The organism is Bradyrhizobium sp. WYCCWR15520 (assembly GCF_056174665.1).
Window position 1 is genome coordinate 1 of the sequence record NZ_JBWBWM010000040.1, and the last position, 24,190, is coordinate 24,190.

Annotated in this window: 22 protein-coding genes, 1 tRNA gene and 1 riboswitch; of the genes, 10 read left to right on the forward strand and 13 right to left on the reverse strand. The window is 64.7% G+C overall.

What is annotated here, in order from left to right:
- Positions 1-255: 255 nt before the first annotated feature.
- From purH to AC0QUY_RS33785, 3 genes are all read right to left on the reverse strand, one after another.
- Positions 256-1,848: a bifunctional phosphoribosylaminoimidazolecarboxamide formyltransferase/IMP cyclohydrolase gene (gene purH, locus AC0QUY_RS33775; protein WP_161850933.1), complete on the reverse strand. Its 1,593-nt coding sequence runs from the start codon at positions 1,846-1,848 to the stop codon at positions 256-258.
- A gap of 23 nt (positions 1,849-1,871) precedes the next feature.
- Positions 1,872-1,952: riboswitch (ZMP/ZTP riboswitch) on the reverse strand.
- Between the two features lie 62 nt (positions 1,953-2,014).
- Positions 2,015-3,730 carry a heparinase II/III family protein gene (locus tag AC0QUY_RS33780; RefSeq protein ID WP_475390337.1) on the reverse strand — a complete coding sequence of 572 codons (1,716 nt, stop codon included), beginning with the start codon at positions 3,728-3,730 and terminating at the stop codon, positions 2,015-2,017.
- Positions 3,731-3,892: 162 nt separating this feature from the next.
- Positions 3,893-5,242 (reverse strand): RsmB/NOP family class I SAM-dependent RNA methyltransferase, encoded by a 1,350-nt coding sequence (locus AC0QUY_RS33785; protein ID WP_161850931.1) that lies wholly within the window; start codon positions 5,240-5,242, stop codon positions 3,893-3,895.
- 157 nt (positions 5,243-5,399) lie between these two features.
- On the opposite strand from AC0QUY_RS33785, the gene AC0QUY_RS33790 reads away from it, so the two are divergent.
- Together AC0QUY_RS33790 and AC0QUY_RS33795 are read left to right on the forward strand one after the other, a co-directional pair.
- Positions 5,400-5,609, forward strand: coding sequence for a DUF1674 domain-containing protein (locus AC0QUY_RS33790; RefSeq protein WP_161850930.1), 210 nt, complete (start codon positions 5,400-5,402; stop codon positions 5,607-5,609).
- 48 nt (positions 5,610-5,657) lie between these two features.
- Complete coding sequence (locus AC0QUY_RS33795) at positions 5,658-6,257, forward strand: thermonuclease family protein (protein WP_475390338.1); 600 nt, start codon at positions 5,658-5,660, stop codon at positions 6,255-6,257.
- A 51-nt stretch (positions 6,258-6,308) separates the two neighbouring features.
- Here the strand turns inward: AC0QUY_RS33795 and AC0QUY_RS33800 are convergent, their stop codons facing one another.
- Both AC0QUY_RS33800 and acs read right to left on the reverse strand, forming a co-directional pair.
- Complete coding sequence (locus tag AC0QUY_RS33800; RefSeq protein ID WP_161850929.1) at positions 6,309-6,821, reverse strand: L,D-transpeptidase; 513 nt, start codon at positions 6,819-6,821, stop codon at positions 6,309-6,311.
- Between the two features lie 439 nt (positions 6,822-7,260).
- Positions 7,261-9,213: an acetate--CoA ligase gene (gene acs / locus AC0QUY_RS33805; RefSeq protein WP_475390339.1), complete on the reverse strand. Its 1,953-nt coding sequence runs from the start codon at positions 9,211-9,213 to the stop codon at positions 7,261-7,263.
- A gap of 372 nt (positions 9,214-9,585) precedes the next feature.
- On the opposite strand from acs, the gene AC0QUY_RS33810 reads away from it, so the two are divergent.
- Positions 9,586-10,755, forward strand: a complete 1,170-nt coding sequence (locus AC0QUY_RS33810) for a DNA topoisomerase IB (protein ID WP_475390340.1) — start codon at positions 9,586-9,588, stop codon at positions 10,753-10,755.
- Positions 10,756-10,871: 116 nt separating this feature from the next.
- Here AC0QUY_RS33810 and AC0QUY_RS33815 read toward each other — a convergent pair whose 3' ends face one another.
- From AC0QUY_RS33815 to tsaD, 3 genes are all read right to left on the reverse strand, one after another.
- Positions 10,872-11,285 carry an EVE domain-containing protein gene (locus tag AC0QUY_RS33815; RefSeq protein WP_475390376.1) on the reverse strand — a complete coding sequence of 138 codons (414 nt, stop codon included), beginning with the start codon at positions 11,283-11,285 and terminating at the stop codon, positions 10,872-10,874.
- Positions 11,286-11,430: 145 nt separating this feature from the next.
- Positions 11,431-12,411, reverse strand: coding sequence for an NAD(P)H-dependent glycerol-3-phosphate dehydrogenase (locus tag AC0QUY_RS33820; protein WP_475390341.1), 981 nt, complete (start codon positions 12,409-12,411; stop codon positions 11,431-11,433).
- A 191-nt stretch (positions 12,412-12,602) separates the two neighbouring features.
- Complete coding sequence (gene tsaD / locus AC0QUY_RS33825) at positions 12,603-13,676, reverse strand: tRNA (adenosine(37)-N6)-threonylcarbamoyltransferase complex transferase subunit TsaD (RefSeq protein WP_475390377.1); 1,074 nt, start codon at positions 13,674-13,676, stop codon at positions 12,603-12,605.
- A 143-nt stretch (positions 13,677-13,819) separates the two neighbouring features.
- Between tsaD and AC0QUY_RS33830 the strand changes: the two genes are divergently transcribed.
- The 5 genes from AC0QUY_RS33830 to AC0QUY_RS33850 all read left to right on the forward strand — a co-directional run bounded on the left by AC0QUY_RS33830 (position 13,820) and on the right by AC0QUY_RS33850 (position 18,484).
- A complete protein-coding gene (locus AC0QUY_RS33830; protein WP_475390342.1) occupies positions 13,820-14,575 on the forward strand; it encodes a uroporphyrinogen-III synthase in 756 nt (251 codons plus the stop codon).
- A gap of 124 nt (positions 14,576-14,699) precedes the next feature.
- Entirely contained in the window at positions 14,700-15,923 is a 1,224-nt protein-coding gene (locus tag AC0QUY_RS33835; RefSeq protein ID WP_475390343.1) for a COG4223 family protein, read from the forward strand.
- Between the two features lie 8 nt (positions 15,924-15,931).
- The gene (locus tag AC0QUY_RS33840) at positions 15,932-17,719 is read left to right on the forward strand and encodes a heme biosynthesis HemY N-terminal domain-containing protein (RefSeq protein ID WP_475390344.1); all 1,788 of its coding nucleotides are present in this window, start codon (positions 15,932-15,934) and stop codon (positions 17,717-17,719) included.
- A gap of 93 nt (positions 17,720-17,812) precedes the next feature.
- Positions 17,813-17,888: transfer RNA gene (locus AC0QUY_RS33845), tRNA-Thr, on the forward strand.
- 128 nt (positions 17,889-18,016) lie between these two features.
- Positions 18,017-18,484, forward strand: a complete 468-nt coding sequence (locus AC0QUY_RS33850; protein ID WP_161850922.1) for a superantigen-like protein SSL4 — start codon at positions 18,017-18,019, stop codon at positions 18,482-18,484.
- Between the two features lie 149 nt (positions 18,485-18,633).
- On the opposite strand, the gene AC0QUY_RS33855 is transcribed toward AC0QUY_RS33850, so the two are convergent.
- Positions 18,634-19,665: a polysaccharide deacetylase family protein gene (locus AC0QUY_RS33855; protein WP_475390345.1), complete on the reverse strand. Its 1,032-nt coding sequence runs from the start codon at positions 19,663-19,665 to the stop codon at positions 18,634-18,636.
- Between the two features lie 210 nt (positions 19,666-19,875).
- Here AC0QUY_RS33855 and AC0QUY_RS33860 point away from each other — a divergent pair, with 210 nt between their 5' ends.
- Together AC0QUY_RS33860 and AC0QUY_RS33865 are read left to right on the forward strand one after the other, a co-directional pair.
- Positions 19,876-20,154, forward strand: coding sequence for a hypothetical protein (locus AC0QUY_RS33860; protein ID WP_475390346.1), 279 nt, complete (start codon positions 19,876-19,878; stop codon positions 20,152-20,154).
- A gap of 243 nt (positions 20,155-20,397) precedes the next feature.
- Positions 20,398-20,625, forward strand: coding sequence for a hypothetical protein (locus AC0QUY_RS33865; protein WP_161850919.1), 228 nt, complete (start codon positions 20,398-20,400; stop codon positions 20,623-20,625).
- Positions 20,626-20,643: 18 nt separating this feature from the next.
- Here AC0QUY_RS33865 and AC0QUY_RS33870 read toward each other — a convergent pair whose 3' ends face one another.
- The 4 genes from AC0QUY_RS33870 to AC0QUY_RS33885 are packed head-to-tail and all read right to left on the reverse strand — an operon-like array spanning position 20,644 to position 24,167.
- Entirely contained in the window at positions 20,644-20,817 is a 174-nt protein-coding gene (locus AC0QUY_RS33870; protein WP_161850918.1) for a hypothetical protein, read from the reverse strand.
- A complete protein-coding gene (locus AC0QUY_RS33875; RefSeq protein WP_475390347.1) occupies positions 20,814-22,187 on the reverse strand; it encodes an amidase in 1,374 nt (457 codons plus the stop codon). The genes AC0QUY_RS33870 and AC0QUY_RS33875 overlap by 4 nt, the downstream gene beginning before the upstream one ends.
- Before the next feature lie 31 nt (positions 22,188-22,218).
- Complete coding sequence (locus tag AC0QUY_RS33880) at positions 22,219-23,568, reverse strand: TRAP transporter large permease (protein WP_161850916.1); 1,350 nt, start codon at positions 23,566-23,568, stop codon at positions 22,219-22,221.
- On the reverse strand, positions 23,565-24,167 hold the full coding sequence (locus AC0QUY_RS33885; protein ID WP_475390348.1) for a TRAP transporter small permease subunit: 603 nt from the start codon (positions 24,165-24,167) through the stop codon (positions 23,565-23,567). Before AC0QUY_RS33885 ends, AC0QUY_RS33880 begins: the two co-directional genes overlap by 4 nt.
- Positions 24,168-24,190 lie beyond the last annotated feature (23 nt).

Consider the following 24,190-nt stretch of genomic DNA (forward strand, 5'->3'; position numbering starts at 1 on the left):
AACACCATCAATGTGAGGGACGACCGCCCGCCTTCCAGGCAGGTCGCGCGAAGCGCGCCACCCAACACCGCCGTAGCAAGCGCGGCTTGCCTGGAGGGTGGACCGGGGCCCGTTACCCCATCTACGGCTCTCAGTTCGTCATTGCGAGCGAAGCGAAGCAATCCATTGCGCCACAAGCGGAGACATGGACGCTTCGCTCCCTTGCGCAAACGCTTCGCGTTTGTCGCAGGCAATGACGACGGGTGCGTTAGTCGATCAATGCCTGAAATGCCTGGTGCCCGTGAACACCATGGCGATGCCGTGGTCGTCCGCGGCCTTGATCACTTCCTCGTCGCGCATCGAGCCGCCGGGCTGGATCACGGCCGTCGCGCCGGCCTCGATGCAGGCCAGCATGCCGTCGGCGAAGGGGAAGAAGGCGTCCGATGCAACGACGGAGCCCTTGGTCAGCGGCTCGGCGAGCTTGAGTTCGGCCGCGGCGTCCAGCGCCTTGCGGGCGGCGATGCGCGCGGAGTCGACCCGGCTCATCTGGCCGGCGCCGATGCCGACGGTGGCGAGATCCCTGGCGTAGATGATGGTGTTCGACTTGACGTGCTTGGCGACGCGGAAGGCGAATTTGAGATCGCGCAGCTCAGCCTCGGTTGGCGCGCGCTTGGTCGCGACCTTCAGGTTCATGTCATCGATCACGGCGTTGTCGCGGCTCTGAACAAGGAGACCGCCGGCCACTGTCTTAGCCGTCAAACCCACGCTGCGCGGGTCGGGCAGTCCGCCGGCTAGCAGCAGCCGAAGGTTTTTCTTGGCTGCAACGATCTTGATCGCTTCTTCTGTGGCGTCAGGCGCGATGATCACTTCGGTGAAGATCTCGGTGATGGCGCGGGCCGATTCCGCATCGAGCGTGCGGTTGAGGGCCACGATGCCGCCGAAGGCGGATGTGGAATCGCAGGTGAGTGCGCGGCGATAGGCGGTGATGAGATCGGGCCCTTCGGCGACGCCGCAGGGGTTGGCGTGCTTGACGATGACGCAGGCCGCGGTACGCGCGGGATCGAACTCGCCGATGCATTCATAGGCGGCATCGGTGTCGTTGATGTTGTTGTAGGAGAGCTCCTTGCCCTGCAACTGCCGTGCGGTCGAGACGCCCGGCCGCTTCTCGGGCGTTGCATAGAACGCTGCGGTCTGGTGCGGGTTTTCTCCATAGCGCAGCGACTGGATCAGCCTGCCGCCGAAGGCGCGGAAATCGGGCGCGTTGTCGTTGAGCTGGACAGCGAACCAGTTCGAGATCGCGGCGTCATAGGCTGCGGTGCGGGCATAGGCTTTGGCGGCGAGGCGGCGACGCAGCGGCAGCGTGGTTGCGCCCTTGTTGGCGGCGAGTTCGTCGAGCACGGCCTGATAATCCTGCGCCTCGACGACCACCGCGACATCGTCATGGTTCTTCGCCGCCGCGCGGATCATTGCTGGACCGCCGATGTCGATATTCTCGATGCAGTCCTCATAGCCCGCGCCTTTGTCGACGGTCGCCTCGAACGGGTAGAGATTGACGACGAGCAGATCAATCGGCGCGATGCCGTGCGACTTCATCGCCTCAGCATGTTCCTTGTTGTCGCGGATCGCGAGCAGGCCGCCATGCACCTTCGGATGAAGCGTCTTGACCCGGCCATCCATCATTTCGGGAAAGCCGGTGAGTTCGGAGACGTCCTTAACCTTCAGTCCGGCTGCCGCGATTGCCTTTGCAGTGCCGCCGGTGGAGACGAGCTCGACGCCATGGCCAGCGAGTACCTTGGCGAATTCGATCAGGCCGGTCTTGTCGGAAACGGATAATAGAGCGCGGGTGACGCGGCGGGTCGTATCAGTCATGGGCAAGGTCCTTTGTTAGGGGATGCTTATGCCCAGGCGCGCGGCGATTACTCTCGCGCTTCCCGATGGTGCTCCATCCAAAGTCGCCAGTCGCGCGAGAGCGCGCTGGTTAGCAGCTTTTGGCGAGGTTCACAATGGGCGCAGATTGCCGTCTCTGCAGGAGACTCTAGAGCGGCAGTTCCGGCTCGCGCCGCGCATTGCGGCGGGCGTTGGTGCCGGCAGCCGTCGTCGATGAGCGGACAAAGCTCCAGCGGATCGAGGAGGCGTGGCGGGAATCCTGGCGGATCACGATCTGGGCGGTGCGGCGGGGGCCGTCATTACCGGCGAGAAATACACTGTCCTCGAGGTCGACCTTGTCGTCGAGCGCCTCGAAGGTCCAGACGTCGCGGTTGGGCAATACCAGCATCACGCCGCGCGCATCGCTCAGACGGCTGGCCTTTACCGCAGGATGCAGGTGAAACCGCAGCGCAAAATCGGACTCGGCGCCCTTGATGCGGCCGCCCGGCGCCGGCGAGACCGTGTCCTCGCCGTCGAGCCTTGCACCGTCATGGGAAATCATCAGCACGCGGCGATGCAGGGCGCCGAACCGGCCGAGATAGCCGTCATGCGAAGTAGTCAGGAGATCGCCGTCCGCCATCGCCTCGCGGTAGCTTTCTACATTGGCCGGACCGCTGACGACAGGCGCGCCTTGCAGCAGCTTCTTCATCGCCGACAGCTCGACGAACTGGCATGAGGATGTATCGTGATAGGTCAGGGTCGAATGCGCCGCCGTGCTGCGCGCAAAGGTGCGCCAATTGTCCCGGCCGGTGGAGGGCATACCGCAATTGATGACGATCCGGCTCGGTCCGGACGACAATTCGAACGAGAGACAGCCGGCATGCGCTTCCTGGCTGACGTTCGGCGGCGGCGGCGGGCCGGTGTCGATGATGACTGTCGTGGTGCCGGCATCGAGACGCTGGAAGCCGGTATGCGGCATGTTCGCCATCGGCACGCCATGGGTATCGTCATAGGCGAGCAGCGTCGCCACCAGGTCCGAGGGCGCGTTGCTCATGCCGTTGAACAGCGCAAAGCTGCCGTCGCCGTGGCGGAAGAAGCGCAGCATCGGCATCATGCGGTCGATCGCATTGAGCAGCGCCGGCGGCGGCGCGATGTTGCGGGCCGCAAAGGTCTGGCGCAGCGGCAAGAGATCGCTGAGCAGTTCGACCAGCGCGCCGGGGTTGCGCGAGATATGTCCGCCGTCGGGCAGGATCTGCCGCTGCAATTCGTCGGACAACCGGCGCGTCGCGGAGCGGATGTTCCGCGCCTGGTTGGCAAGGCACAGCGAGGCGTAGCACAGCGCGATCAAAACCTGCAGCCGCGGCACGCCGTCGGCGATGTCGAGCGTCGTGTAGCGCAGATAGCGGATCTCGCGGGTCAGCCCGCGCAGATATTTGCGATAGAACTTTCCGTCGGTGTCGCCGAGCACCAGCGGCGCCTGCGACAACAGCGAGATAACGCGCCGCGCCAGCACGTCGGGGCGGCGTTCGAGCGGCCGCCGGCGTCCCGGATTCGAGATCCAGTCATCGACCAGCGAGCGGGCATTGGCGCGGGTCAGCGCGGTGTCGGCGGCGCGCAAGTGGCGCAGCCAGCCGAAGCCGAGCAGGGCGACTTCCCAATCTTCCGACGGCGGCTCGAGGTCGAAGATCGAGCGGCCGTGGCAGGTCACGATCTTGCCGGCGAACACGAAGCGGCCGGCATAGATTTCGGCGGCGCGGGTGGCGTCGGCGGTACGCAGGTCATGTGGCGCGATGATCAGCCGGTCGGCGCGGCCGGGCCACAGCCGCGACACTGCCACCGTCGCGCCGGTCGCGCGCGCGATCACGGTCCGCGCCGAGCGGCTCATGATAAGCGTCGAGATGCGTCTGCGTTGAGCGACCGACACGCCGTGCCTTGGGCTTAGGGAGGGAGGGGTATTCTGGCGAATCCTTTTAATCCGGAAACGCCGGTATGACACCATCTTGAACACAGACGAATCACCCGAAGGCCGGGAGATTCTGGGCGAAAATCAGGTTTTAACCAGACGTGCCGCGTAAAATCCATCCATCCCGCCGAGCCGGGGGTCGGGATGGGGCAAATGGAAGGGCAGGGTGCGCAAATCGCCTGACGCGGTGACGATTTCGCTCAAGCCTGCGACCTCGCCCGTCTCGATCGGGACCCGGCGCACGCCCGGTTCGGCTGCCAGCAGGGACGCGACCGCCTGCTCGCCTTCCTCGGGCTCCAGCGAACAGGTGCAATAGACCAGCGTTCCGCCCGGCTTGAGCAGTGCGACCGCCCGTTGCAACAGCCGCTTCTGCAATGCCGACAGCGTCGCGATATCGGTTTCCTGACGCAGCCAGGCGACGTCAGGGTGACGACGGATGGTGCCGGTGGAGGTGCAGGGCGCATCCACCAGCACGCCGTCGAAGCCGCCATTGCCGGGGCCCTGCCACTCGGCGGCATCGGTCACGACGTCATCGGCCTGCAGCGAAAGCCGCGCCAGATTGTCGCGCAGCCGCGCCATGCGCGCCGGCGAGCGATCGACTGCGGTGACGCGCGCGCCGGCCTGCACGAGCTGTGCGGTCTTGCCGCCAGGCGCGGCGCAGAGGTCGACAATGGTCTTGCCGCCGACGTCGCCAAACAACCGCGCCGGCAGCGCAGCGGCGGCGTCCTGCACCCACCATTGTCCCTCGGAGAAACCAGGCAGCATGGTCACCGCACCCTGCAACAGCGTGCGCACCGTTCCGGTCGGCAAGGTTTCGCCATGCAGACGGTTCGCCCATTGCGGCGCGTCGGCCTTCACGGTGATGTCGAGTGACGGCTCGTGGCCGATGGCGCGCGCCATCTCTCGCGCAGTGCTCTCGCCATAGGCACCGATCCAGCGCGCGAGCAGCCACGGCGGAATGTCCAGCGTCTGCGATTTGACTTCCTCGATCAGCGGTTGTCCCTCGCGGGCGCAGCGGCGCAACACGGCGTTGACGAGGCCGGCATATTTCGCGGCGCGCCGATCCGATTGCACCAGCCGCACCGAAAGATCGACGGCGGCGTGATCGGGTACGTCCATCCAGAGAATCTGCGCCGCTCCGATCAGCAGCGCGCTCTGCGCGCGCGGCGCGTCCGTCGGGATGCCGCGATCGAGCAGGCGCGACAGCAAATGGCCGAGCGTGCCGAGCCGCCGCAGGATCGTCGCCACCAGCCGCCGCATCAAAGCGCGGTCGCGATCGGCGAGTGTCTTCAGGCCGGGATGCGCGCCGGCGCCGTCGAGCTGGTCGTCGAGGGTGCGATGCTTGTGCAGCACGCCGTCGAGAATGTCAGCCGCGATGCGCCGCGCTGCGAGGCCGGGCACTTCTGAAGGTACTGCGAATCTTGACGGGGGCATGCAGCAGCAATGTCTCGGAAGGCGGAAAGGTTCGGCTCATGCCAATGGATGGGAGGTTCCTTTGGCATGCGAATATGCCAAATGTAAGAATCGCCACAGACAATTTTGCGAATGTGATGTCATCTGTGCGCCCATCCCATGCTATGGATGAGTTGCGATGACCGACAATTCTTCATCTTCCGCACCTGTCGCGGAACGCAAGAAGCTGACGCCCGCGGCCGAGCGCGCGCTCGCCGAGGCCGAAGCGCGCCGCAAGGCTGCCGAGGCCAATGCAACGACGCTGCAGAAGGAATTCCAGGGACCGAAGGGCCCGGAACCGACCCGCTATGGCGATTGGGAGCGCAAAGGGATCGCGTCGGATTTTTGATCGCCTGAGGGTCTTGCCGGAAGAGGCGACTCAGCCCTTAGTCGAAATATGTCCCCCTACGAGAGAATGAACGCATACCGGGCCTCGCGCCGGGGTCCCTCGCGGCGCTGGTTTGCGGCCGCCCTGCCGTGGGTGTTCGTGCTGTGCGTGGCGGCGGTGTCGATGCTGCCGGTGCGGGACTGGGTGCGGCGAGCGTTGCCTGATCTCACCGACAGCCAGGCGGCGCGCGACGCCGAGCTGGTCTGGAAGCGGGCTGGAAGTCCTGACATGCGTCACCCCGTCGATGTCATCCGCGCCATCGACGGCGACACGTTCGAGGCGCGGGTGCATTTGTCGCCCGGCCTCGAACCGACTACGCGCATACGGCTGCGCGGTATCGATGCTCCCGAATTGAAGGCGTCGTGTCCGCAGGAGCTGCAGATGGCGGAAGCTGCGACCGATGCCCTGCGCGCGCTGCTGCGCGAGGGCGATGTCACGATCTTCAATATCGGGCCGGACAAATATAGCGGCCGGGTCGTGGCCGACGCCGCGACGAGGCGCACCGGGAACGTATCGACGGCCATGCTCGCCGCAGGCCATGCGCGCAGCTATGGCGGCGGCCACCGCAACGGCTGGTGCGCGACCGCAAGCCAGCCATTATCCAAATGAAATGAAAGAGCCGCGCAATCGCGCGGCTCTTGTTTCAATCTGATCCGAAGATCAACGTGTGACAGTCACGGTCGTTCCGACCGGCACGCGTTGATAGAGGTCGGCGATGTCGTCGTTGAGCATGCGGATGCAGCCGTAGGAAACGAAACCGCCGATTGAGCCTGGCACGTTGGTGCCGTGAATGGCGTATTCGCCGCCGGCCAGCGTCATCGCCGCAACGCCCATCGGGTTGCGCGGCGAGCCGCCGGGAATGACGTCCGGCATGTCAGGCTTGTCGCGCTTGACTTCGCTCGGCGGCGCCCAGGCCGGGTTGAGATATTTGCCGTCGATCTTGGTGGTGCCCGACCATTGCTTGCCGGCCTTGCCGACGCCGACCGGATAGCGCATCGCGCGGCCGGATTCGAGAACGAGGTAGAGACGCCGCTCATGGGTTTTCACGACGATCGTACCCGGCGCGTAATCGTCGCTGATGGCAACCAGTTCCGGCCGCGCTTGCGCCGCCGACGACATCGCAATGCCCGCAGCCATGGTGGCGGCCAACGCCACCGCAATTCTCGTAAACATTTCCCAGCTCCACTCTGCCCGCCCTCTCGGGGACCCTCAACTATCCTTTCAAGTCTTGACGGCCCGCTGTCTCGCGTGCGCGGCCTTCAGTTTAGTCGCGCGAACTGACCGGCTGGTTTCAACGCCGGCCCTCGAGACTGATTTCGACTGGCGGAACAAAGGAAATGTTGGAAATAAAGTAAATAACCGGAAAACAACACATGGCAGCGAAAAGCCCACTGAGGCGGGCTCGCCACTGACAAGCGCGTGAGCGATGGGAATTTCCGGCAGGATCTGCTGCTTCGGTGTGCCGGAATCAGTCCCACAAACCCGTCATCCCGGGGAATCCACACCTTCCTTTGCAGGCCAAGACGTGGATGGCCGGGCCCAGGCGAGCGGAAGCGACGCCGTCCTTCGGACGGCTATGCCCGGCCATGACGATGCGGGGGGTGCGATAGCCCTATGCCGGTGCGCCCTTCTTGTTCTGCCGGTTCTTGACGAGATCGTCGACCACGGCGGGGTCGGCGAGGGTCGAGGTGTCGCCGAGGCTCGACGGCTCGTCCTCGGCGATCTTGCGCAGGATGCGGCGCATGATCTTGCCGGAGCGGGTTTTCGGCAGGCCCGGGGCGAACTGGATCTGGTCGGGGGAGGCGATCGGCCCGATGTCCTTGCGCACCCAGGCGACCAGCTCTTTCCGCAACTCCTCGGTCGGCTCGGTGCCGGCCATCAGCGTCACATAGGCGTAGATGCCCTGGCCCTTGATGTCGTGGGGGTAGCCCACGACGGCGGCTTCCGACACCTTGGCATGCGCGACCAGCGAGCTCTCGACCTCGGCGGTGCCCATGCGGTGGCCGGAGACGTTGATGACGTCATCGACGCGGCCGGTGATCCAGTAATAGCCGTCGGCATCCCGGCGGCAGCCGTCGCCGGTAAAATACTTGCCCTTGTAGGTCGAGAAATAGGTCTGCTCGAAACGAGCGTGATCGCCATAGACCGTGCGCATCTGACCCGGCCAGGATTTGGCGAGGCAGAGATTGCCTGACGTTTCGCCTTCCAGCACCTTGCCGTCGGCGTCGACGATCTCAGGCACCACGCCGAAGAACGGCCGCGTCGCCGAACCCGGCTTGAGTTTTGTCGCGCCCGGCAGCGGCGTGATCAGGATGCCGCCGGTCTCGGTCTGCCACCAGGTGTCGACGATCGGGCAGCGGCCGTCGCCGACGACGCGGTGATACCATTCCCATGCTTCCGGATTGATCGGCTCGCCCACCGAGCCGAGCAGGCGCAGGCTCTTGCGCGAGGTCTTCTGCACCGGCGCATCGCCGGCCTGCATCAGCGCGCGAATCGCAGTCGGTGCGGTGTAGAAGATGTTGACGTTGTGCTTGTCGATGACGTTCCAGAAGCGGGAATTATCCGGATAATTCGGCACGCCTTCGAACATCAGCGTGGTCGCACCGTTCGCCAGCGGTCCATACAGAATATAGCTGTGGCCGGTGACCCAGCCGACGTCGGCGGTGCACCAGTAGATGTCACCGTCGTGATAATCGAACACGTATTGGTGCGTCAGCGACGCGAATACGAGATAGCCGCCGGTGGTGTGCAGCACGCCCTTCGGCTGGCCGGTGGAGCCTGATGTGTAGAGAATGAACAGCGGGTCTTCCGCGTGCATGTGCTCGACCGGGCATTCGGTCGTCACCATCGCAGCCGCTTCGTGATACCAGAAATCGCGCGACGGATTCATGTCGACGGCTGCACCGGTGCGCTTGACCACGACGACCCAATCGACGCCGCCGGCTTTGGCAACCGCCGCATCGACATTGGCCTTCAGCGGCACCTTCTTGCCGCCGCGCAGTCCCTCGTCGGCGGTGATGATGACCTTGGACTGGCAATCGGTGATACGCTGGGCGAGGCTGTCGGGCGAGAAGCCCGCGAACACCACCGAATGAATGGCGCCGATCCGCGCGCAGGCCAGCATCGCATAGGCCGCTTCCGGGATCATCGGCAGATAGATCGTGACGCGGTCGCCCTTCTTGACGTTCCTTGTGCGCAGGATGTTGGCCATCTTGCAGACTTCGTCGTGCAGCTGGCGGTAGGTGATGTGCTTGGACTGCGAGGGATCGTCGCCTTCCCAGATGATCGCGGTCTGGTGGCCGCGCTTGTCCAGATGACGGTCGATGCAGTTCCAGGCGGCGTTGAGGACGCCATCCTCGAACCATTTGATCGAGATGTTGCCGGGGGCGAAGGAGACGTTTTCGATTTTGTGGGGCGGCTTGATCCAGTCCACCCGCTTGGCCTGTTCGGCCCAGAAACCGTTGGGGTCCGAGACCGAGCGGGCGTACATTTCGCGGTACTTGGCATCGGTGACAAAGGCGCGTTTGGCCCAATCGGCTGATACGTCGTAAATCTTCTCGGACATCTTTCCCTCCCACTCATTGCCGCCGCACACGTCGGGCGGCCGCAATCGTCCTGAATTGTTGCAGCGATTATGCGTCGCGGGGCGATGCCCGGACAAGGCGGAACGTCTGCGACCTTGGTCGGTCAGCCGGTTCCCTGCCTTGCCGCGGATCAAATTCCGACCAATTTTCGCGACCACCCTCAGGGCGAAATCAACGTTATCACCGGAATGGCTCCCATGAAAGGTATCCAATAACCGTCAATGACGGAATCGGGACTCGCCAAGTGGTTCGTTACCCCCTAAATGGCCACCCCGGGGCCGGACGGCTCACCGGAACCAAGCCACAACAACGGGCATTACCGGCGAAACAGGCGGAGCAAGGCGACAACGGACATGATGGATCAGCAGAGTTTCGAGGCTACGCGGCCCGTTTCCGCCGATCCCGCCGTCGCACTGGCGCAAGCGCTTGGGCAACTGCCGAAGGAACCGGTCAGGGAAACTGCCAAGTCATCCGCGGCAAAGCCGCACATCGTCGCCAAGACCTCCGTCGAAGAGCTGGCCCAGGAGCTCGGCCTCAAACTTGGCGATCAGAACGGGCTGACCATCCGCCGCGTCAAGCGCGGCAAGGGCTATTCATTCCATCGCGCCAACGGCACGCAGATCCGTCACGCCGGCACCATCCGCCGCCTGCATTCGATGGCGGTGCCGCCGGCCTATCGCGACGTCCGCTATTCGGCCGATCCTTCTTCGCATCTGCAGGCCGTCGGCATCGATGCGGCAGGACGGCTGCAGTACCGTTATCACGCCGATTGGGAAAAGGTCCGCGAGCAGCGCAAGGCGCACCGCCTGGCGCGGCTGGTGGCGGCGTTGCCGAAGATCCGTCGAAAAGTCTCGGCGTTCCTGTCCGGCGACGAGCCGACACGCGAATTCGCGCTCTCCGCGGTGATCGAGCTGATCGCGCGCACCGCGATCCGCCCGGGCAACGAATCCTACGCCCGCCTCAACGGCACCCGCGGCGCCACCACGATGCTGAAATCCAACGTCACGCTGGAAGACGATTGCTTCGTCCTGACCTTCAAGGCCAAGGGCGGCAAGGCCGTGCGCAAGGAATGCGACGCCGCGAAACTCGTGCGCGCCATCGGCATTTTGCGCACCGTGCCGGGCAAGCGCATGTTCCAATACCGCGACAATTCCGACACCGTCCGCACCGTCTCGACCACGACGGTGAATGCGTTCCTGCGCGAGATTGCCGGCATCAAGATTTCGCTGAAGGATTTTCGCACCCTGATGGCCTCGGCCGTGGTGCTGGAATCGCTGTCGCGGATTTCGCCGGCGGCAAGCGCCCGCGGCCGCAAGAAGCAGGTGCTGGATGCGGTGCGCGCCGCTGCCGACGAACTGTCGAACACGCCGGCGATCTGCCGCAAGAGCTACGTCCACGACACCATCGTCACTGCTTTCGAAGACGGCATCCTCGAACGCTTCGCCGCGACGATGAAGGGCTACCGCACGCAAGCCAAGCGCGAGGCGCTGCTGGCGCAGGTGGTGACGGCGGCGGCGGCGTAACGCCGAAGCCGTAGGGTGGGCAAAGCGCAGCGTGCCCACCATCTACCGACATCGGGATACTGAACGGTGGGCACGCTTCGCTTTGCCCACCCTACGGAAGTGCGCGATGGGGCTACTTACAGCCCGCCCATCTTGCAGACCATCTTCCATTCGTCGGCGGTCACCGGCTGCACCGACAGCCGCGAATATTTCACCAGCGCCATGTCGGCGAGTTTCTTGTCGGCCTTGATCGCGGCCATCGTCACCGGCGTCTTCAAGGGCTTGTCGGCCTTGATGTCGACGCAGACGAATTTTCCGGTTTTGTCGGACGGATCGGGATAGGCTTCCTTGATGACTTCCGCGATGCCGACGATCTCCTTGCCCTCGTTGGAATGATAGAAGAAGGCCTTGTCGCCCTTCTTCATGTTCACGAGGTTTTGGCGGGCGGTGAAGTTGCGCACGCCGGTCCAGGCTTCGCCCTTTGCGCCTTTCGCGACCTGCTGGTCCCACGACCAGACCGAGGGTTCGGATTTCACCAGCCAGTAATTCATGACGCCCACCACCTGTTCGTCATGGCCGGACTTGTTCCGGCCATCCACGTCTTCCTTTGACACTATTATCCAAGACGTGGATGCCCGCGACAAGGACGTATCGAAGACGCGCTTCGCGCTCTTGCGCGGGCATGACGAGGAGAAATCATTCCTCCGCCTTGAACGGCCGCGTCAGCAGGCCCTCGATCGCCGCGTCGATCGTCACCTTGCCGCCCAGGATCGCCGCTACCGCCTTTGATACCGGCATATCGACATTCTGCGAAGCCGCCAGTTCGATCAGGACCGGTGCGGTGAACTCGCCTTCGGCGAGCTTGCCACGGTCCGGCTGCTCGCCGCGCCCAAGCGCGATGCCGAAGGCGAAATTGCGCGACTGCAGGCTGGAGCAGCTCAGGATCAAGTCGCCGAGACCCGACAGGCCCGCCAGCGTTTCGCTGCGCGCGCCGCAGGCGCGGCCGAGGCGCGCAAGTTCGCTGAAGCCGCGCGTGGTGAGTGCAGCCAGCGCCGAGGCGCCGAGCTGCCGGCCGACGACGATGCCGGCGGCGATCGCCAGCACGTTCTTGGCCGCGCCGCCGATCTCGACACCACGAACATCCGTGGTGTGATAGGGCCGGAAGGTTGATGAGCCGAGCGCCTGCACAAGACGGCTCGCCAGCGCCTCATCCTTTGCGGCCAACGTGACGGCGGTCGGAAGGCCGCGCGCGACATCGTCGGCGAAGTTTGGTCCCGATAGGATGGCAGGGATTGCATTTGGTATGGCCTCGGCAATCACCTCGGTCATGAACCGATGCGTGCCGCGTTCGATGCCCTTGGCGCAGGCGACGACGGGAGCCGAAGACATGAGGAGCGGTGCCAGCGCCATCGCAGCCTGGCGCAAGCTTTGCGCAGGTGTTGCGATCAGGACGATATCGGTGCGCGCTGCCGCGGCCATGTCGGCGGTGATGTTGATGCTGCCGTCGAGGCTGACGCCGGGCAGCCTTGGATTTTGCCGCGTCGCCTTCATCTGCGCGGCGCTGTCGGCGCTCCGCGCATAGAGCGTGACGTCGCGGCCGGCGCGTCTGGCAGCGCTGGCGAGCGCCGTGCCATAGGCGCCGGCACCGATCACCGCGACTGAATTGAACGATGACATCGAACGGCCTCAGCTTTGCTCCCTCGCCCCGCGCTTGCGGGGAGAGGGTTGGGGTGAGGGGGTGCTTCCGCGGGCGAGTACGAGGTGAGCGCGGTACCCCCTCACCCGGATTGCTGCGCAATCCGACCTCTCCCCGCAAGCGGGGCGAGGTAAGAGAGAGCTCGTTTTGTGTCTCCATTCCATGCGAAAACCTAAAATCCTGCGCGGGTATTGGTGAAGCCGGCCGGCGCTTTAGCGTTGGCATCCAGCAGCCAGCGCGCGCGTGGCGGCGCATCCAGCGTATCGGTCAATCCGAGCGCCATCCGTTCCGCGCCGGCCCAGGCGATCATCGCGCCGTTATCCGTGCACAGCGCGGGCGGCGGAATGATCAACGTGGTCTGCGCTTTCGCGGCAACGTTCTGCAACGCGGCGCGGATGGCATGATTGGCGGCGACGCCGCCGGCCGCAACCAGCGCCCGCGGCGGACCAAACCGTTCGTGAAACAACCTTAAGCCCACGCTCAGCCGGTCCGCTGTCGATTCCAGCACCGCGGCCTGAAAACCGGCGCAGAGATCGTCGACGTCCTGCGGCTCCAGCGGCATCAGGCGGTTGGCCTCGTTACGAACAGCGGTCTTCAATCCCGACAGCGAAAAATTTGCATCGGGACGTCCGAGCATCGGCCGCGGAAAGGCAAAACGTTTGGCATCGCCGCGTGCCGCCGCGCGCTCAACCTCTGGCCCGCCCGGATAGGGCAGCGACATCATCTTCGCGACCTTGTCGAAGGCTTCGCCCATCGCATCGTCGACGGTGGTGCCGAGTCGCACATATTGACCGACGCCGACAACAGCCACGATCTGGGTGTGGCCGCCGGAGGCGAGGAACAGGCAATAGGGAAATGCGAGTGCGCAGGTGAGCCGTGGCGTCAGCGCATGCGCCTCGAGATGATTGACCGCAATTAACGGCGTATCATGAACCATCGCAATCGCCTTGGCCGTGGTCAGGCCGACGATCACCCCGCCGATCAGGCCGGGGCCGGCGGCCGCCGCCACCGCCGACAATTGCGCAAAGCCGACATTGGCGTCCTTCATGGCCTGGCCGACGATGCCATCGAGCAGGTCGACATGGGCGCGCGCCGCGATCTCCGGCACCACGCCGCCGAAACGGGCATGTTCCGATGTTTGCGAGCGTACGATATTGGACAGAATCCTGGCGCTGCCGTCGCGCTGGCGCTCGACCACGGCGGCTGCGGTTTCATCGCAGGTGGTCTCGATACCCAGCACCAGCATCGGCTTGTCGTTGTCCAAATTGAACCCTTGATGAATTCTTGCGCTGTCGCCAAAAACAACGCTTCGGTAACCGCGTAGCATCACGAGGTCGCAAGGTGCAATCGCCTGGGAATGCCGAAATCGTGTTGGCGGAGATATGAAATATGGCCGTTCTCGTCACGCGTCCAAGTCCTGACGATGAGACCACGGCGAAGGCGCTTCGCGCCCGGGGATTCGACGTCTTGCGCGCGCCAATGCTGCGGTTCGAGCCTGTGTCGTTCCAGGACGATGCGGATGCAACCTACGGCGCCGTCATCGTCACCAGCGCCAACGCCCTGCGCGCCCTCGCGTCGCATCTGGCAGACAGCCGGCTGCTCAGGCTGCCGCTGTTTGCGGTCGGAGAAAATACCGCGGCCGCGGCGCGCGAGGCCGGCTTTGCCGAGGTGATCGCGTCGAAAGGCGACGCGGGCGCGCTGCGCGATCTGGTGCTGGCGGGCGCAAAATCGAAGCAACTGAAGAAGAGTAGCCCCATCCTGTACCTTGCCGGCGCCGATCTGGCGCGCGACCTTGCCGGCGAACTCGGCGAAAACGGATTTACGGTCGTGACGCAGACCACCTACCGGATGGTGCTCGCGCCCAGCCTGCCACGCGAGGTATGTGACGCTTTCGTGGCGCATGAGGTCGAGGCCGTGCTGCATTACTCGCGACGCAGCGCGCGTGCATTCCTGGAGGCGGCGCGCGCCGGCGGCGTCGAAATCTCGGCATTGGCGCTGCCGCAATGCTGCATTTCGGCGGCGGTGGCCGCGGTGTTGCGGGACGCCGGCGCGAGCCAGGTGACGGCGGCGACGTCGCCGGATGAAAATGCCCTGTTCGAGGCGCTTACCCGCGCGTTGCAGCCCCGGGCGAAACCCTCATCTTGATGCCTAATCTTTAAGTCTGAGCATGGTCTTATCGGAAAACCGGTGCCGCCACCGCCGGATCATGCTCTAAGACGTCCCGACTCTGCTAAAGTTCCGGCACCTAACCATTCAAGGGAACCGTGTGATGGTCGATAACAGGCCCGAAGACACTGGATCGCTGCCCGATTCGGGCCGGCCGAAGCGAGAGCCGCCGACCATCGATCTCAAGGCAACGGACGTGTCGAGCGAGACGAAAGGTGCTGCCGAAGCGGCGCCCGAGCCCGTAGCTGAACCCGCACCCGAGATCGCCCAAGCGCCGGTTGAGGAAGCTCCCATTGCCGCCGAACCGCCTTCGCGGCCCGTTTCGCCGTCCGTCTCCCCTTGGGTAGTCGCGCCGGTTTCCGGCGCGGTCGCGGCCGCGCTGGTGATTGGCGTCGGCTGGATGCTGGGCTGGCCGCCGGTTCAGCCGGCGTCCGCGCCGGCAACATCGCAACTCAGCGCCACCATCGACTCTCTCTCCGCCCGTGTCGCCGGGCTGGAGCCGAAGGTCAACAAGTGGGTTTCCGATCCCAACGCAGCCGCGCGCACCGAGGCCCTGGAAAAAACCGTTGCGGCGTTGCGCAGCGAACTGATGGCGATGGGGGCGCAAGGCGAGAAGTTGGCGTCCGCGCTCAACGAGGTGAAGTCCGCGCCACGCGCCGACGGCGCCGCGTTGCCCGATCTCTCGGGGATCGATGCGCGCATCGCAAAGATCGAGAGTCAGATGCGCACGCAAGGCGCCGAGATCGCGCAACAAGGCAGCAAGATCGCCGACACCAGATCAGCCGACGCCAAGGCCGCCAACGATATGCCGTGGCGCCGGGTGCTGGCCGCCGCACTGCTCGACGTTCTGGTTCGGGTCGGTGATCCCTATCCGGTGGCGCTCTCGACGGCGAAAGCTCTGGCACCCAATCCCGATGCGCTGAAGCCGCTGGATCAATTCGCTGACAAGGGCGTGCCGAACGCCGGCAAGCTGAGCACGGAACTGCTCGCGGTGGTGCCGAAGCTTATGCCTGCCTCGCAACAGAACACCGCCACGACCGGCACCGGTATCGTCGATCGTCTGCAGGCGGGCGCCGCCAAACTGGTCAAGATCGAACGCACCGATACCGCCGGCACGGATCGCGGCGCCGTGGTGGCGCGGATCACGGCGGCGGCTCTGCGCAACGATTTCAACGAGGCACGGCGAGAATTGAAAACGCTGGAGCCGGCTGATCGCGCCGCGGCGCAATCCTGGATCGAGCGGGCCGACGCGCGCGACGCCGCGCTGGCCGCATCCCGTCAATTTGCGGCCGAGGCCATGGCTGTGCTGGCCAAACCGTCGGAATAAGGATTTCAATGATCCGGATCATTCTGTTTCTGTTGTTGATTGCGCTCGGTGCGGCCGGCGCAGCCTGGATTGCCGAGCAGACCGGCGATGTCGCGTTGTCCTGGGGCGGCTATCGCGCGCAGATGACGCTGCCGGTGTTCGTGCTGGTGCTCGGCATCGTCATCGTCGCAGCGATGATGATGTGGGCGATCCTGCGCGGACTGTGGCGCACGCCGCAGCGTCTCCGCCGCAACCGGCGCGAACGCCGCCAGGCCCGCGGCCGGCATGCGATCACGCAAGGACTGCTGGCGATCGGGCACGGCGATTCCTCCGCCGCCCGCATGCACGCCGATGCCGCCCGCAAGCATGCCGCGCACGATCCGCTGGCGCTATTGCTGCACGCACAATCGGCGCAGCTCGACGGCGACCGCGAGGGTGCGCAGCGCGCCTTCCGCGCGATGGCCGAGCGTGAAGACACGCGACTGCTCGGCTTGCGCGGCCTCTTCATCGAGGCGCAGCGCGCCGACGATCCCGTCGCTGCCGTCATGCTCGCCGAGGAAGCGCTGAAATTGTCGCCGTCGTCGTCCTGGGCCTCGCACGCCGTGCTCGGCTTCTGCTGCGCCAAGGGCGACTGGGCCGGCGCGCTGAAGATCCTCGACAACAACCAATCGGCCGGGCTGATCGACAAGGCGACCTATCGAAGGCAGCGCGGCGTGCTGCTGACGGCGCGCGCGCTCGAACTCGAAAAGGTCGATCGCGACCTGGCGCGCGAGAGCGTGATGGAAGCGGTCAAGCTGGCGCCGACGCTGGTGCCCGCCGCGGTGCTGGCGAGCAAGTTCGAGAGCGAAGCGCATCAGGTGCGGCGTTCGATGCGCCTCGTCGAGGCGGCGTGGCTGGCGCAGCCGCATCCCGATCTGGCCGACGCCTATTCCCATGTGAAGCTTGGCGATTCCGCACGCCAGCGGCTGGTACGGGTCGAGACGCTCGCTGCGAAAGCGCCGGGACACATCGAGGGGGCGCTGGCGATTGCGCGCGCGGCTATCGACGCCTCCGAATTTGGGAAAGCGCGCGAGGCGCTGGCGCCCTTCATCAATCAGCCGACGCAGCGCGTCGCGCTGCTGATGGCGGAGCTCGAACGCACCGAACACGGGGATAGTGGCCGGGCGCGCGCGTGGACCTTGCGCGCGGTGCGCGCGCTGCACGATCCGGCCTGGACCGCGGACGGCTATGTCAGCGATCGCTGGCGGCCGGTCTCCCCCGTCACCGGACGGCTCGACGCCTTCCAGTGGCAGACGCCGGTCGCGGCGCTACCTTCCGACAAGGGACCTGCGATCGAGTCCTCCCCGTTCGAGGAAGCGATGCTGGCGACCCCGCGCCGCGCCGTAGTGATTGCGGCGCCCGAGGCGGTGAACGAGCCGGTGACCGAGCCCGTCGCTCCCAGCAAGCCGGAGCCATCAGCCGCCCCGGTCGCACCGGAGCCAGCAGCCGCGCAGGACAATACGCCGCCAGCGTCTGTCGCCGCCGAGCCTGCCCCGGCTGAGGCAAGCCGCCCGGAACCGGCCGCTGAACCGACCCCGGCCCCGCAAAAGCCGGCCGAATCAACCCCGCCGCAGCCGGCCCCCCTGTTCCGGTCGCGCAAGGACATCCCAAAGGCCGTCCCGGCACCGATTCCGGCTGTAATCCCGCTGGTCCGGGCGCCTGACGATCCCGGGGTCGACGAGGACGGCCCGGCGGACGAATTCGCGGAACAAATCGGAACGCCCAAGGCGCAGGCTGGCGGCTGGCGAGGATTTTTGTCACGCTGGGGCGGCAACTAGGGTTAAGGACCAAGCGTTTTTCTTGCCAATCGGGGCCATGCCCGATATCAGGTGCGGGCGCTCGCGGCTCACGCCCGAACGCTGCTTCGGTTCGCCGCAATAGCTCAGTTGGTAGAGCACGTCATTCGTAATGACGGGGTCACAGGTTCGAGTCCTGTTTGCGGCACCACGCTTTATAAAAAATTCCCTGAAGAGTTCAGTGCACGTGGGTCACGAGTGTGTTGGCGTGACCTGCCTCACATAACAATCCGGTCGCCACCCGTAATCTCCCGGTCAACTTCAAGGGGAGATACAAACATGCGTAAATTCATTCTCATTGCAGGATTCGTTTTTGTATCCGCCGCGGCTCAGGCTGGGGATCGGAGCCTGTCGCTGGGCGGCATCGAGTCGCCGCGTGCGCCGACGCCCGCGAAGACCGTCGTCGATGCACCGAAAACCGCTGAAGTGCCGCAGCAGCCGGAACCGCCGAAATATGTCGAGCGGCCGGCGATCGAGCCCAAGACTGAGACACCGAAGGCCGAGACACCGAAGGTCGAGACAGCCAAGGCTGACGCGAACAAGGTGCAGACCAGCAGGCAAGCGCCGGCCAGACTCAAGGCGGCCAGGGCATATCGGCCCGCGGCGGCGGCCATGAACGACGGGCCCGCAAGGCCGATGGCCCGGAGAACGGCGTCGGCGGCGAGACTCGCAAGGCCGCACCGCATCCGCTACGCGATCCAAGCGCGCATCGTTCGCGCGCTGCATCAGCACGGCATCTACTGGTAAGCCGAGCACTCAATTCACGAACGTCATGACCGTGGCCCGGCTATTCACGTCTTCCTTCGCTGACGTATCCCAAAAACGTGGATGCCCGGGAACAAGCCCGGGCATGACGACTCGGTTAGAGGCGAGCTATCTAAAGGCGTCGCCAATCCCTACTGCGAAACCGTTTGCACCACGCTGCTGATCGGACGGCTGGCTACCGCCGGCACCTTCTGGTCCTTCACCAGCATCGCGTCATATTCGGGCAGGGTTTCGAGCTGCTCCTTGGCCTTCATCTGCACGACCTTGTAGCCGCCGGCCTTGAGGCGGCGAAGCAGCGTCGGCAACGCCTGCGCCGTGCTCTTCTGCAAATCGTGCATCAGGATCACGCCTTTGCCCTGCTTGTCGAGCTTGGTCATGACGTTCTGGATGACCTGGTCGGGACCCGACGATTTGAAGTCGTTGGAATCGACATCAACTGAAAACATCGAAATGTTGCGCGAGGCGAGATAGCCGAGGGCTACTTGCGTGTGTGCGAGCCCAGGGAAGCGGAAGAACGGCGCGGGCGCGGTCCCCAGCGCCATCTTCACGGCGCTAAAGCCTTTCTCGATCTCTTCCCGCATCTGCGCCTCGGTCAGCTTCTTGCTGTCGAGATGGGCGTGCGACCAGGTGTGCGAGCCGATGGTGTGGCCGGCAACCGCCACCTGCTTGAGAATCTCCGGATGATAGGTGGTGTGCTTGCCGACCGGGAAGAACAGCGCCTTGGTGCATTCATCCGCGAGCGCCTTGAGCACAGCGGGCGTGGTCGGCCATGGGCCGTCGTCGAAGGTCAGCACCACTTCCTTGTCGGTCAGGAAGTCGAACTGCTTGTATTGCAGGAAGCCAAAGCCGGGACCGCCCGTGGTGTCGATCACGACGGTGCGGCTGACGCCGAGCGCGTCCGGATTGGCGCACGCCGATCGCACCGGCTGCGGCGCCGGAACCGGCGCGGGAGCAGGGGCCGGCCTCGACAGCGAAGCGGTCACTTCGACGTCGTCCCTCAGTGCGGGTCTCGCTGCGGCGGGCGCCAGCAGCGGCTCCATGCGGGCGGCGACGGTTTGAGGGGGAGCCGCGTCGGCGCGCGGCGAGGAGGTCCAGAACCAAACGCCGGTGATGAGAACCGCCGTCACTAAACTGGCCAGCATCAGGCCCAACGCATTACGCATCGCTAATCTTTCCAGATACTCGGGATACACACGCAACGGGCCATTAATGCCAACAATGTCTTAACGTCTCGCGAACAAGCGCCGGTTAGGCGAAGCGGATGAGGGGTTTATACGCGAGTGACGTCAGTCACAGTCGTGACAGCGGTTCCAGGCGCATGGTTCCTGCCATCAACAACGGGGTCCGCTATGGCGGGCCAACAGGAGCCGACAATGACCACAGTGTTCTACAATACCGTTCGCAAGGTCAGTTTGGTGCTGGCCTTGACCGCCTCCTTCGCCGCCGCCTCATCGACTGCGAGCCTCGCCTTCAGCTCTGAGGCGCAGCAGATGTGCACCGGCGACGCGTTCCGCCTCTGCAGCTCGGAAATCCCGAATATCCCGAAGATCACCGCCTGCATGATCAAGCACCGCTCTGACCTGAGCGCAGGCTGCCGCACCGTGATGGATCGCGATCTTGCGGCGAAGAAGGGCAAGCTCGCCGCGCAGTGATCGGCTCTCCGCCCGGCTCCCGAAAACGCTTGCGGCGATGCGACGCAGGCGTTTTCTTGAGGTTTCGGGATCTTCAAGCGCAGCGTTTCGCGCGATTTCGTTCATCACAAATGCGTTGCCAGCCCGGATTTCGGCGCTCGATTCCCGTTTTGAGGCGTTTTCCTCACGCGAAACGGTGTTCCCTCCGCTCGAAAACACGATAGAACGCGCCGATTGCGTTTTACCGGTACAAAGGCATAGCAAATGAGCAAGATTCTTCTCGTCATTCCCCTGGTTCTGATCACGTCAGCCGCCGCGGCCCAGTCCCAGCAGGACCGGCAGAAGGGGCATGACGCCTGCTCGCGCGACGTCTCGCGCTACTGCCGGGCGCACATGCAGGATGGTGACCAGATCGTGCTGGCCTGCCTGAAACAGAACCGCGCCAAGATCAGCAAGGGCTGCCAGCAGATGCTGGCGAGCCACGGGCAGTAGGCCGCCGGGAGCCGCGGTCTATCCCGCGCCGTTCCCGTTGGCGCGCAGCGATTGATAGAAGTCGTAGATCAGCAGCGCCATCACGAGCACGCAGATGACGATCAAGGGCACCGCCTTGATCCACCAGAGCAGGATGCCGAGAAACGTCAGGACGCCGCCAATGCCGATCAGGCCGGTGATCAAGTTCGTCATCTGCCGCTCCTTGTCTTCTTCGCCGAGCCGGACCTGCCGCGGCCGCTTTTTCCGAGAGTAGTGACCAGCCAGTTAGCGGTCCGGAGCAGCCGCGCATCGTTGCCGCGGCGCCCGACCAGTTGCACGCCGATGGGCAGGCCGCTTTCCGATTGCAGCAGCGGCAGCGTTACCGCAGGCGTGCCGAGATAGGTCCACGTCGAACAGAACACCGGGTTTCCGGTACTGTCGAGACCGCGCGGCGCCGGTCCCGGCGCGGCAGGGGTCAGTATGGCGTCGTATTCGTCGAACACGCCGTCAAGCGCCGCGTTGAGCGCCGCGCTGCCGGACAGCGCCCGCGCATAGTCGACGGCCAGGACCTTGCGGCCACGCTCAATCAGTGCGCGCAGCATCTCGCTCAAGGACTCAGCCCCCTGCTCGAAATCGCGATGCAGATTATGCGCCATTTCCACTTCCATGATGGTGCGGTGCATGTCGACGGCGCGATCGAATCCCGGGCTGATCTCGACCTCGGAAATGTGTTTGCCCAAAGTTTCGACCAACTCGGCAAACGCCTCCGTGGTCACCTGCTCCGCATGCTTCCAGGCCGGCGAGCGGATGAAGGCGAAGCGCGGCGGCAATGGCGGCTCGCTTGCCGCCACGTCAACAAAGGGGGGGCTGGCGAGGGCGCGCGTATCCGGATCCTCTTCGTCGAAGCCTGCAAGCGCCTGTGCGAGCAGCGCCGCATCGTCGACCGAACGCGCAAATACGCCGACGTGATCGAGCGCCCGCGACAAGAGCAGCGCGCCAGTCCGCGGAATCAGGCCGTGTGTCGGCTTGAAGCCGACCACACCGCAGAATGCGGCGGGACGGATCACCGAGCCGTTGGTCTGCGAGCCGATCGCGCCGGGCACCATCAAGGCCGCCACCGCCGCAGCCGAGCCCGAGGATGAACCGCCCGGCGTGTGGTCAGGGTTGTGCGGGTTCCTGGTTTTGCCCGGATTGAAGTAGGCGTATTCGGTGGTCACCGTCTTGCCAAGGATCACCGCACCCGCCGCGCGCAGGCGCGCCACGGCAGCGGCGTCGCGTCGCGGCGTGCGTCCGGCCCACAGTTTTGATCCGAACTCCGTCGGCATATCGCCGGTGTCGAAGATGTCCTTGATGCCGACGGGCACGCCATGCAGCGGGCCTGTGGCCTTGCCCTGCTTGCGACGATCGTCGGCAACCTCGGCCTGCCGCATCGCGTGGTCGCGATCGAGGAACGCCCACGCATCGATGTCGCGATCGACCTCGTCGATGCGCTTGAGGCAGTCGCCGACGAGGTCGACCGAGCTGAACCGGCCGTCGCGAATGCCTGCCGCGGCTTCCGTGAGGCCGAGCGCATTGAGGCTCATGCGCACCCTTTCAGCGTCTTACCCAAGCTGGTCACCGCGATCCATAGAGGTAGCTGGGCAACCACAACGCAATGGCGGGGAAGATATAGACCAGCGCCATGGTGAAGAAGACCAGGAAGACAAAGGGAAGCGCGCCCGAGAAGATGTCAGTGAGCTTCACCTGCGGCGGCGCCACGCCCTTCAGATAGAACGCGGCCATCGCCACCGGCGGTGTGTTGAACGCCGTCTGCGTGTTCAGTGCAACCAGGATGCCGAAGAAGATCGGATCAATGCCGTATTGGGGAAGCAGCGGCAGAAAGATCGGCACGAAGATGATGATGATCTCGGTCCATTCCAACGGCCAGCCGAGCAGGAAAATGATCACCTGGGTCAACAACAGGAACCCGATCGGCGACAGATTCATCGAGGTGAAGAACTGCTCGACCACCGATTGTCCGCCAAGGACGGCAAACACCGCGGAGAACGTCCACGACCCGATGAACAGGTAACAGACCATCGCGGTGGCGCGCACGGTCAGATACACCGACTCGCGCATCATCGTGAAGTTGAGCGAACGATAGGCGGCCGCCAGAACGATGCTCATGAGGGCGCCTACCGCGGCCGCTTCGGACGGCGTTGCCAGGCCAAACAGGATCGCGCCGAGCACCGAAACGATGAGCAGCGCCAGCGGCAGGAACGAGGTTGCGAGCGCCCAGACCACCGTGCTGAGCGGCACGTTGGTCTGCTCGGGCGGCAGCTTCGGCGCGAGCGCGGGATTGATGATCGCGCGCGCTATTGCATAGAGGACGTAGAGCCCGGCCAGCAGGAACCCTGGAAAGAAAGCGGCCGCATAGAGCTTGACCGCCGAAACGCCGGCGGTCGCCGCATAGACGATCAGGAGAATGCTCGGCGGAATCAGGATGCCGAGGCAACCGCCGGCGCAGACGACGCCTGCGGACAGCTTGGTGTCGTAACCTGCCCGCAGCATCGCCGGCAAGGCCAGCAGGCCCATTAGCGTGACAACCGCGCCGACGATGCCGGTGGCGGTCGCGAACATCGCGCAGGTGATCAGCGTCGCTACCGCCAGCGCGCCCGGCACGTTCTTCATCGACAGTTGCAGCGAGTAGAACAGACGGTCGAGAATGTTTGCGCGCTCGACCAGATAGCCCATGAAGAGGAACAGCGGAACCGCGACCAGCACATCGCTGGACGTGACCTCGAACGTCTTCTGCACCAGAAGCGTGAAGATGCGATTCTCGAAGAAGTCCTGGCCGGCCGTGTAGTAGGCGTAGTAGCCGAACGCGACGCCCATCGCCATCAGCGTGAAGGCGATCGGGAAGCCGAGCATGATGATGAAGATGAATAGGCCCAGCATCAGCATGCCGAGTTGAGGATCGGTCATGCGCCTGCTCCTTTCTCGTCCTGCTGCGCGGCGGCCGCCTGCTGATGTTCGCGAATGACGAGACTCTCGGTCTCCTCCACGTCGTGCAGGCGTTGCGGCCATCGGCCGGTGCGGATGCACAGCACACAGCGGATGACCTCAGCGAGCCCTTGCAGAAACAGGAGGACACCGGTGGCCGGGATCAGCGCTTTCAGCGGAAACACCGGCACGCCGGCCGGACTGAAGATGCTGACTTCACGGAAGCGCACCGACATGTCGGCATAATTCCAGCCCGAATACATCAGCGCCGCGATCGCCGGCAGGAAGAACAAAATGTAGAGAACGAGGTCCATCATCGCCTGGGTGCGCGGCGACCAGAGGCGGTAGACCACGTCGGCGCGCACATGACCGTTGCGCGAGAGCGTATACGCGCCGGCCATCAGGAACATCGCGCCGTAGGTGATGTAGCTGATGTCGAATGCCCAGGTGGTCGGCGCACGCAGCACGTAGCGCATGAACACCTCGTAGCTGACACCGAGCGTGAGGACGAGAATCAGCCAGGCGAACGCCTTGCCCACCCAAGTGCTGAGCTCATCGATGAAAAATAGAAACTTCCTCATGCGAGTTGAACTCGCGGCAAATC